The sequence below is a fragment of the Paenibacillus sp. FSL R10-2748 genome (assembly GCF_038005565.1).
In the GTDB taxonomy this organism is placed as follows: Bacteria; Bacillota; Bacilli; order Paenibacillales; family Paenibacillaceae; genus Paenibacillus; species Paenibacillus polymyxa_B.
Window position 1 is genome coordinate 1 of record NZ_JBBOTK010000019.1, and the last position, 10,434, is coordinate 10,434.

Sequence of the window (10,434 nt, forward strand, 5' to 3'; positions counted from 1 at the left end):
TCGATTTCCTGGCGCTGCTGGGCCGCGAACAGGTCACGATTTTGAACCAGACGCCAACGTACTTCTACCAGCTGCTGCGTAAGGTCTTGGCGGACCATCCGTACGATCTGCGGATTCGCAACGTCATCTTCGGGGGCGAAGCGCTCAGTCCGCTGCTGCTCAAGGGCTTCAAAACGAAGTACCCGGAGACGAAGCTGATCAATATGTACGGCATTACCGAGACGACGGTTCACGTGACGTATAAGGAAATCACGTGGGTCGAAATGGAGGCGGCGAAGAGCAATATCGGCAAGCCGATCCCGACGCTGAGGGTGTACGTCCTGGATGAAAACCACCGCCCTGTGCCGATCGGCGTAGCGGGCGAAATGTACGTGGCCGGGGAAGGGCTTGCGAGAGGATACCTGAACCGTCCAGATCTGACGGCGGAGAAGTTCGTCGATTCCCCGTTTGCGGAGGGGGAGAAACTGTACCGCTCGGGCGACTTGGCGACTTGGCTGCCGGACGGCAACATCGAATACCTGGGCCGGATCGATCACCAGGTGAAAATCCGCGGGTACCGGATCGAGCTGGACGAAATCGAGACGCAACTGCTGAAGATCGCCGCCGTGCAAGAAGCCAAGGTGCTCGACTGCGACGACGCGAACGGCCAAAAGCAGCTTGTCGCTTACTATGTCGCGGAAACGAGGCTGGCGGCGCATGAACTCAAGGAGGAGCTCGCCAAGCAGCTTCCGGGGTATATGATTCCTTCGTACCTCGTGCAGCTTTCGGGGATGCCGCTGACCCCGAACGGGAAAATCGACCGCAAAGCGCTGCCCGCGCCGGAGGAAGCCGCGGTCGGAGGAGCGGAATATGTCGCGCCGAGAACGCTGCTTGAAATGAAGATCGCCCGCGTCTGGCAGGATACGCTTGGCGTTCCGCAGGTCGGCGTAAAGGATAACTTTTTTGAGTTGGGTGGCAATTCGTTAAGTCTGATGAGGCTCGTTCAAGCCGTTTATGATGAAACGGGATTTGAGATACCGCTGAACCGCCAATTCCATAATGTAACAGTTGAAGCCATGGCTTTCGGAGAGGGGGATCTCGGCCTGGATAAAGGAGGAGACTCCTTCATTAAGCTGAATAAAGCAGGAGATCTGAACGTGTTCTGCTTCCCTCCGGGCAGCGGCTTCGGCATCGGTTATCGAGAGCTCGCAAGCAGGCTCGACGGCCGGTTCGTGCTCTACGGCATTGATTTTATCGACGATGCCGTCGATTACAAGGCCATGCTGAACCGTTATGTGGACGAGATCGTCCGCATCCAGCCGGAAGGACCTTACGTGCTGCTCGGCTACTGCTTCGGAGGCAACCTGACGTTCGAGGTAGCCAAAACGATGGAGAAAAGAGGGTATTCCGTAACGGACGTGCTCATGGTGGACTCGTGGATTAAGGACGCGCTGACGCCTTCCGAAACGTCGGAGAAAGAGCTTGAAGAAATGCTTGCTGATTTCGACGAAGAAGAGAAGGAATTAATGAGCAACCCGCTCGTGCGGGAGCGGGTTCATCGGAAGGTCAAAGCGACCTTGGCGTACGAAGCGCAGCTTATTAATTCCGGCACGATCCCGGCCCGGATTTACGAACTGATTGCGAAGGACAGCGAAGCGTTCCGCCTGGAGCACCAATTGCCGTCCTGGCGGGGGGCAACGACGCAAGCTTACGCCGATTACCGGCTGGAGGGCGCGCACGAGGAATTGCTGGAACTCGCGCGCGTGGACGAAACGGCCGTTGTCATCCGGGACATCTTAGAGCAAGTCAAGCGGCAGATCGAAGCGGAGGCCGGGGTACTGCATGGAAGCTGACCGGCAGCCGTCTGTTCAAGAACAAGGCACAGCGGCGCCTTCCAAGCGCCAAACCGCTTACGCCGCCTGGAAAGCGTTCCGCTGGCTGATGTCCTATGTAAGCCGTCACAAAGGCTGGATGATCGTCGGTACCTTGTCCGCGATTGCCGCCGCCGTTATTGAGATATGGACGGGAAGTTTGATCGAGCAGCTGACTACCCAGGCCGAGAAGGGGGCGGGGCCAATCGTTCTGCAAATCGTGTACACGGTCTTTGTGGTCATCTTGATCGGTGTGCCGGCGAAGTTTTTCATGAGCTTCGGCGTGGAGCGAAGCAGCGCCTCTGCGGTGCAGGATATCCGCAACCATGTCATGCGTCATATCGGCAAACTCCCGATCTCCTATTTGGAAAAGCAGCACTCCGGCGACGTGTTGTCGCGGATCAACAACGACCTGCAGCTCATCCAGCAGTTTATGATTCGGGACCTCGCCCAGTGGTTTTATCATCCGCTATTGTTCATCGGCTGTTTCGCTTATTTGATCTACCTCCAATGGGAGCTGATGCTGTACAGCCTGCTGTTATTTCCCGTAGCGCTGCTGGTTTCCCAATGGATCGGCAAGCAGTTGGAGCGGTTGACGGAGGAAGTCCAGGCGAACATGGGCCGAATGAACGTCAACCTCCAGGATACGCTTGGGGGTATGCCTATTGTAAAAAGCTACCTGCTATCCGGCATGCTATCTCGCTCCTACCAAGTGCTGCTGCAATTGACGGCTCAAAAAAAGCTGGCCGTGAAAAAACGGGAAGCCTGGGTCAACCCGCTGCTTTCCACGCTGATGATCAGCCCGATCATTTTCGCCGTCAGTTACGGAAGCTATTTGATCTACAAAGGGCAGCTAGGCGCGGGAGAGCTGATCGCCTTCCTGTACTTGCTGAATCTGTGTCTGGAGCCGCTGGAGCATATTCCCGAGCTCGTCACACGGACGTTCGAAATGACCGGTGCCCTGAGAAGGGTCTCCGAAATCGTCGAGCAGCCGACCGAAACGGAAAATGGCCGTTCGCTTCCGAAAGCGAGCGCCGCCCCCATCGAGTTTCAGAACGTAACCTTCGGGTATGAGGAGAGCTCCCCGATCCTGCGGAATGTTAGCTTCTCGGTGCCGGAAGGGAAGACGATCGCGCTTGTCGGAGCGAGCGGCGGAGGGAAGAGTACGGTGTTTAAGCTTGTATGCGGCTTTTATCCGCTTCCGGAAGATCAGGGCGAGATCCGCGTGTTCGGCAGCCTGATCCACGGCGCCGATCCGGAGCAGCTGCGGTCACATTTTTCCGTGGTAACCCAGGATTCATATTTGTTTAGCGGCACGATCGCCGAAAATATCGGTTACGGGCGGGAAGTAGCGTCGATGGAAGAGATTATCGAAGCCGCTAAAGCTGCTCAGGCGCATTCCTTCATTATGCAGCTTGAGGGCGGCTACCAGACGTATGTCGGAGAGCGCGGAGGCTTCTTGTCCGGTGGGCAGCGCCAGCGCATTGCAATGGCCCGGGCTTTTCTGAAGGATGCTCCCGTTCTGCTGCTGGACGAGCCAACGTCGGCTCTTGATCCGGAGTCGGAAAGCGCGGTTCAGGAAGCGCTGGGCGTATTGATGAAGCAGAGAACGACCATGGTTATTGCCCACCGGCTTTCTACAGTACAAAACGCCGACGAAATTTGGGTCATGGAACAAGGGAATATTGTTGAAAAGGGCACTCATGAACAATTGCTGGAGATGAAGGGACTGTACGCCCAGTCGTACTACCAGGAATTTACCGAGTCTGCCGAACGCAGGGAGGTGGCGTACACATGAAAAAGGGCGGATGGCTCTCGCAAGTGAAAGAACTCGGCTACTTGCTGATGTTTATGAACCGCAAGCGCAAAACCCAGTACGCCATTGGCCTGGCCGTGACGGCGCTCACCCAGACATTGTTCCTGATCGCCTTCAGTTTGGTCGTACATAACTTGGTTGATTTCGCCGTGTCCCGAGATACGTCCCTGATGGTCGAAGCCTTTATTATTTTGGGCGCGGCCCTGTTCCTGGAAAATATAATTTCTCCCTGGTTCATTTACTTATACCAGCGCAGTGTCGAGCTGACTGTGCTGAATATCCGCGAACGTCTTTATGACAAGCTGTGCCGGGTGCGGCCGAGATTCCTGGAGCAGACCCACCATGGGGACTTGCTGTCACGGGTGAACAACGACGTAACGACCGTTGAGTTTACATTCTCGCAGGTTTACTTCGTTTTGCTGCTTCAGGTTGTCTTTTGCATCGGCTCCATTGTCTCTATGGTGTTGATCGATTGGCGGTTTGCCGGCGTATCCTTCGTCATTCTGCTGCTGTCCTCCGTGGTCAGCCTGAAATTTGCGCGGGATATTCGCGCCTTGTCCGAACAAGGCTTGCAAACGCTTGGTAAAATGACCGAAAAATTCAAAGATTTTATGGGCGGCATTCAATTGGTGAAGCTGTTCCGCATCCGCACGATTTACGGCCAGTATGAGGCGTTGAACGAACAAATGACGCAGACGCTTCGGCAAACCGCGCAGAAGAATGGCATGCAGGCTGCGGTGAACCATTTTATCAGTTACGTCACGTTCTGCGGCATTATCGTCATCGGCAGTCTTCTTTATGCCTACGGACTGATGGGAATGGGAAGCGTTGCCGCCCTGGCGGTTCTGCAAGTGAATCTGACGCACGCCTTGTTGAACTTGGGGATGGTTCTGTCGATGACCCAAAATTCGCTCGCAGGCGCTCACCGGATTCAAGAGGTACTAAGAGAGGAAGAGGAACCGGAGAGTTTGGGATCTCCTCACAGCGAGCTCGTGTCGGAGGCTGCGGTGGAGTTTCGCGATGTGGAATTTTCCTATCAGGCGGATAAAAAGGTGCTTGTCGACATGTCCATGCAGGTGTTTCCCGGCCAGGTCGCCGCTATCGTGGGGGCCAGCGGCAGCGGCAAAAGTACGCTGATCAAGCTGCTGCTCGGCTTTTATCCTGTGGACAGCGGAGAAATCCTGCTCCAAGGCAAACCGTTCGGCCATTACACGCTGGACGAAATCCGCAGGCAGATTGCATACGTTCCGCAGGAGCCGTTCTTGTTTACCGGCACGATTGAGGAAAACATCCGCTACGGCAACCCGGATGCAACGGATGAAGAAGTGATCGAAGCGGCCAAAGCGGCGTACGCTCACCATTTCATTCAGGAACTTCCTGAACAGTATAAAACGCCGGTGGGAGAGAGAGGAGCGTCGTTGTCGGGCGGACAAAGGCAGCGAATTGCGATCGCCCGGGCGATTCTCAAAAACGCCCCGATTCTGCTGCTGGACGAAGCGACTTCCGCGCTGGATAATGAATCCCAGCATTGGGTACAGCAGGCCCTGAACGTATTGATGAAGGGGCGCACCACCATTCTGATCGCCCACCGTCTCAGCACCGTGGAACATGCGGATTTGATTACCGTCATGAACCAAGGGACGGTCGTCGAGCGGGGCCGCCATCAGGACCTGCTGGCGCTCGGGGGTTATTACGCCCGGCTGTACGGCTAGACCCGCTTTACGGCGGGCGGCTTCCTGCTTGCGAATGCGACAGAGTCTTTTAGTAATCCAAGGTATGACTTTATAACCGGTAGTTACCAGAAAACGTAGACACGAAAAAGGAGGAAAAGTCCGAAGGAGCCGTTCCGGGAATGGCCTGCGCGGTTCTTCTAAGAGTGACTAAGTGACATCTAGGTACAAAGCCTATCTATAAAGAATCTCTAAACCGGGAGTGTGTCGATGTGAGAGAGAATACCAACGAGCAATATGGATTAACGCAAGCCCAGCGCCGAATATGGTTCATGGAAATTATGAATCCGGGAACGTCCATCACGATGCTTTCCGCGACCTACCAGATTACGGGCGAGATCAACACACAGCTTCTGGAGCAAGCGGCGGCAGAGATCGTCAAAACCTATGACGTTTTCCGAATCCGCATTAGCGGGGATTTGCAAAATCCAACGCAGTGGTTCGAAGAGCCGGAGAATGTCCAAGCTAGGATAAGCCGCCTCGAAATAGGCACAACCGAACAATTCTATGCTTGGGTGAAAGAAGTAAGCGAAAAACCGGCCAGCGTGTTCGACGAACACCTCTACCAATTTACGATTATCCATTTTGCGAACGGCCAAGTATGGCTCAATTTGACGGTAAATCATATTATCGCCGACGGCTTGTCCGTCAATGCTTTGCTGCATGCGGTGATGGAAAAATACCTGGAACTGCGCAAAGGCATCTCCAGCAGTTACCAGGCCCCTTCCTATCTGGATTATATTTCCGCGGAGCGTGAATATGAGCAATCGCAGCGTTATCAAAAAGGCAAGGAATACTGGCTGACGAAGTACAACACTTTGCCTGAAACGACCGGCATTAAATCGTATCCGCCATTCTCGATCGGCAGCGAATCCAATAAACTGGCCATCACTTTGGACGGTTCCCGGTATGAACGCATTCTGGCCTTTAGCGAACAATATCAGGTCAGCTTATATACGTTATTTCTGTCCGCCATGTACGCCTTATTGTACAAGCTGACCGACAGCACCGATGTTCCGGTCGGCACGGTTTTCGCCAATCGCACCAGCAAGAAGGAAAAAGAAACGATCGGCATGTTCGTCAGCACCGTGGCTACGCGGATTCGTCTGAATCCAGACAGGCACGTGCTTTCCTTGATCCAAACGGTTTCCAAGGAAAATACGGCGGATCTGAGGTATCAGAAATACCCTTATAACCAATTGATCCAGGATTTACGCGAACAACACGGCCGCAACGATCTTTCGGGGCTGTTCCGCACGTCTCTGGAATATCTGCCTTTGAAAATCGTGGAGTACGAAGAAATCAAGGTACGCCTGGAGGCTCACTTCGCTAGGCACGAGATGGACGATTTGCTGCTGCGCTTCGACCATATGCTGAATGAAGGCCATGTAATTCTCCATGCTTCCTATCGTACCGGCCTGTTCGAGACGGCCGAGATTGATCGGATTATGGAACAGTATGTAACCGTTCTGGACCAGTTTCTTCAGACTCCCGAACTGCCGGTACGCGAGATTTCTCTGCTGAGCGATGAGGAGAGACACCGCATTCTCAACGTTTTTAACCCGCCGGTGGCAGGGCTGAGCGAGGGAGAAGCGTTTCATCGGTATGTTGAAAAGTTTGCCCGGGAAATTCCGGATCATCCGGCAGTCGTCTACATGGACAAACAGCTGACCTACGGCGAATTGAACGAACGCGCCGAGCGGCTGGCTTCTCTCCTTCGCGAACAGGGCGTGGGAAGGGAGACGATTACGGGGATCTGGGCGGAGCGTTCGGTGGAACTGCTGGTCGGGGTGCTCGCCGTTTGGAAAGCCGGCGGAGCCTATGTACCGCTGGACCCCGATTATCCGGCGGAGCGGATTGAGTACATGCTCAGCGATAGCGATGCATCGGTGCTGCTTACGCAGCGTCATCTGTTGGAGCGGGCCGGAGGTTGGTTGGCCGATGACCGGCTGAAGCTTCAAGCTGTCTATGCCATGGACGATGAACAGATTTATAACGGGGATGCCTTAGCCGTGGAATTTGAATCTGCCGGCAGCGCCCTGCAAGACTTGGCTTATGTGATTTACACCTCGGGTACGACGGGACGCCCGAAAGGCGTCATGATCGAGCACGGTAGTCTCGTGAATACGGCGGATGCGTACCGTCGCGAGTACCGGTTGGATCAGTTTCCGGTGCGGCTGCTGCAGCTGGCCAGCTTCTCGTTTGACGTGTTCGTCGGAGACATCGCGCGGACGCTGTATAACGGAGGCACGATGGTGATTGTGCCGAAGGATGACCGGATTGATCCGAACCTCTTGTACGGCTGGATTCGGGACCAAAACATTACGGTATTCGAATCGACGCCTGCGCTCATCCTGCCGTTCATGCAGCATATTTATGAAGAAGGGCTGGACGTTAGCTCCATGCAGTTGCTGATTACCAGCTCGGATGCTTGCAGTGTCACCGATTACCGATTGCTGCAGGAAAGATTCGGCGGACAATTCCGCATCATCAACAGCTATGGCGTTACCGAAGCGGCCATTGACAGCAGCTTTTACGGTGAGCCGCTGGATAAGCTGCCGCCGTCGGGTCATGTGCCGATCGGCAAAGCTTGGCTGAACGCCCGGTTTTACATTGTCGATGCCGCGTTAAAGCCGGTTCCTGTAGGGGTTCCGGGCGAGCTTGTCATCGGCGGCGCCGGGGTGGCGCGCGGGTACTGGAACCGTCCGGACCTAACCGCCGAGAAGTTTGCGGACAGCCCGTTTGTGCCGGGCGAACGTCTGTACCGGACAGGCGATTTGGCCCGCTGGCTGAAAGACGGCAACGTCGACTTCATCGGCCGGATCGACTATCAGGTGAAAATTCGCGGGTTCCGGATCGAACTCGGCGAAATTGAAACGGCCCTGCTGCGTTTCCCGGGCGTCAAGCAGGCTGTGGTGACCGACCGTACGGATGAGCAGGGGCAAAAGTATTTGTGCGGCTACGTGGCGGCGGATGCTTCCTTGCAGCTGAGCGATCTGCTGTCCCAATTGAAGCAAGAGCTGCCGGCCCATATGGTCCCGGCCCGGCTGGTGTCTCTTGATAAGCTTCCGCTCACGCCGAACGGCAAAATTGACCGTAAAGCGCTGCCTGAACCGACCGGAGAGGTAGAAGCAGGCCGTGAGTATGTGGCTCCTCGCACAACGCTGGAAACAAGACTTGCCCTCATTTGGCAGCAGGTGCTGGGTATTGCGCGAGTTGGAGTCCAAGACGATTTCTTTGACTTGGGTGGTCATTCCTTGCGGGCCTCCACGCTTGTTTCCAAGATTCGGAAAGAGCTGCAAGTCGAGGTTCCGTTGCGGGAAGTTTTCCGCTACACCACGATCGAACAGCTGGCCCAAAGAATCAGCGGTTTAAGGCAGCAGGAGACGTATGAGATCACAAAGGCGGCTGAGGCCGAGTACTATCCGGTTTCATCCGAGCAAAAGCGTCTGTACGTCCTGCGCCAGCTTGACGGGGCCGAGCGCAGCTACAATATGTCGGCGGCGCTTCTTCTCGAAGGCAAGCTGGACCGCACGCGCGTCGAGCACGCGTTCCGGGCGCTGATTCAGCGCCATGAGACGCTGCGTACCGGGATCGAGCAGGTTCAAGGCGAGCTTGTCCAGCGCATCTATGACGAGGTGGAGTTTTCTGTCGATTATTTCCAGGCGAGCGAGCGGGAAGTGGACCAAGTGGTGGAAGCTTACTATTATCCGTTTGATGTGACCAAGCCGCCACTTCTCCGCATCGGCCTGATCGAAGTCGCCGAGGATCGCCACATTCTGCTGTTCGATATGCACCATATCGTCTCGGACGGCATTTCGACAGCGCTGCTCTTCGACGAGTTCAGCCGCCTGTATCGGGGCGAGGAGCTGACCCCGCTGCGCATTCAATACAAAGATTATGCCGTTTGGCAGCATTCCGAAGCTTACGGGCAGATGCTTCAGCCGCAGAAGGAGTATTGGCTGGAACAGCTGTCGGGCGAGTTGCCGGTCTTGGAGCTACCGACGGACTTCCCGCGGCCTGCGGTGCAAAGCTTTGACGGCCGAACCGTGAAGTTTTATATCGAGAAAGATCGGACGGAGAAGCTGAAAGAACTGGCGGCACGGACGGGGACGACCCTGTACATGGTGCTGCTGTCGGCTTACACCATCCTTATGCATAAATATTCGGGTCAGGAAGATCTGATCGTAGGAACGCCGATTGCCGGAAGAACGCAGGAAGAAGTGCAGCCGATCGTAGGGATGTTTATCAACACGCTGGCCATTCGCAGCCGTCCGGAGCGTTCCAAGCCGTACCTTTCGTACCTGGAAGAAATCAAGGACATCACGCTCGGGGCTTTCGAACACCAAAATTATTTGTTCGAAGACTTGGTAGTAAGTCTTCACATTCCGCGCGCGACCGGCCGGAATCCGCTCTTTGACACGTTCTTCTCCCTACAAAATACGGAGAACGAGCAAATTGTCATCGAGGGGCTGGAGCAATCGTTTTATCCACTGGAAAACCAAACATCCAAGTTCGAGCTGCTCCTGGATATTTCGGAGCTGGACGGTCAGCTCGAATGCCGGTTGGAGTACGCTACGGCTTTGTATAAACAGGAGACCGCGGAGCGGTTCGCCAGACATTATGACAAGCTGCTCGAAACCATCGCAGCAGCGCCGGACGGGGATATTGCCTCGTTGGAAATGCTCACGGAGGAGGAAATCCGCGAGCTGGTGCGCGGTTTCAACGATTCGGAGGCGGACTACCCGCGGCAGCAGACGATTCACGGCTTGTTCGAAGAGCAGGCGGAGCTTTACCCGGACAACGTGGCCGCCGTCATGAACGAGCGGCAGCTGACCTACCGCGAGCTGAACGAGCGATCCAACCGCCTTGCGCGGAAGCTGCGGGAGACGGGAGTAGAAGCGGACCAGCTGGTAGCGATTCTGGCCGAACGCTCGCTCGATATGGTCGTCGGCATTCTGGCGATTCTCAAAGCGGGCGGAGCCTATGTGCCTGTCGATCCCGACTACCCGGAGGAGCGCATCCGCTTCATGATCGA

General features: G+C 55.4%; 4 protein-coding genes. All 4 read left to right on the plus strand.

The annotated features are described in order from the left end of the window. The coding region (locus tag NSS66_RS26760) for a thioesterase domain-containing protein (RefSeq protein WP_340960104.1) at positions 1-1,832 on the plus strand (1,832 nt) is incomplete at its 5' end. Further along, positions 1,822-3,648 carry an ABC transporter ATP-binding protein gene (locus NSS66_RS26765; RefSeq protein ID WP_071558196.1) on the plus strand — a complete coding sequence of 609 codons (1,827 nt, stop codon included), beginning with the start codon at positions 1,822-1,824 and terminating at the stop codon, positions 3,646-3,648. The genes NSS66_RS26760 and NSS66_RS26765, both read left to right, overlap by 11 nt. Beyond that, positions 3,645-5,378 (plus strand): ABC transporter ATP-binding protein, encoded by a 1,734-nt coding sequence (locus tag NSS66_RS26770; RefSeq protein ID WP_264454488.1) that lies wholly within the window; start codon positions 3,645-3,647, stop codon positions 5,376-5,378. The genes NSS66_RS26765 and NSS66_RS26770 overlap by 4 nt, the downstream gene beginning before the upstream one ends. A gap of 230 nt (positions 5,379-5,608) precedes the next feature. Then, on the plus strand, positions 5,609-10,434 hold a 4,826-nt coding region (locus NSS66_RS26775), incomplete at its 3' end, for an amino acid adenylation domain-containing protein (protein WP_340960106.1).

What these genes read in the sequence shown, in the direction of transcription:
- NSS66_RS26770 (WP_264454488.1), top strand. Translation starts at nt 3,645, where the DNA reads ATGAAAAAGGGCGGATGGCTCTCGCAAGTGAAAGAACTCGGCTACTTG.
- NSS66_RS26765 (WP_071558196.1), top strand. Translation starts at nt 1,822, where the DNA reads ATGGAAGCTGACCGGCAGCCGTCTGTTCAAGAACAAGGCACAGCGGCG.